The sequence below is a fragment of the Vibrio sp. 10N.222.46.A1 genome (assembly GCF_041473595.1).
In the GTDB taxonomy this organism is placed as follows: Bacteria; Pseudomonadota; Gammaproteobacteria; order Enterobacterales; family Vibrionaceae; genus Vibrio; species Vibrio tasmaniensis_A.
Genome location: NZ_JBFRSN010001876.1, coordinates 1 through 423, shown reverse-complemented (window position 1 = coordinate 423; position 423 = coordinate 1). Strand labels below are relative to the sequence as shown.

1 protein-coding gene is annotated in these 423 nt (G+C 30.5%); it reads right to left on the bottom strand.

Going from position 1 to position 423, the window contains the following annotated elements; translation table 11 throughout:
• Positions 1-423, bottom strand: a 423-nt coding sequence (locus AB4496_RS29730; RefSeq protein ID WP_372133737.1) for a hypothetical protein, incomplete at both ends; no start/stop codon positions are given.

Here is a 423-nt window from a genome sequence, read left to right as displayed (position 1 = left end):
CTATATATTATTCCACTAAACCCATATCCAGAGATTTGAAGAAATGCGTACACCCCCGAAAAAAACATACCAATAAGTAAAAATGGCACGATAAGAGAAACACTAGTGTATATAATTAAGTCTAGTGTTGGTAAATTGTAACTTTTTGACAAACGCTTTGGTAGGGCAATTGAGAATATTAATAAAGGTACAAATAATAAAACATATCTAACATCCATCCCTTTCAATATCTCTATAAACATCAAAAAACTACTCGAATCATTTTCTTTCGAGTTTAGCTCACCAATGAACCCTCCGAAAATCAAAGAGAGTGGTATAATAATCATCATACCAAGAATCTTTGGCTTCTTATAGCTATCATCTATTATTTTATTTTCGTAGTAAGTATCTTTATGATAAATAAAATGCGCCCAAATATAGAAT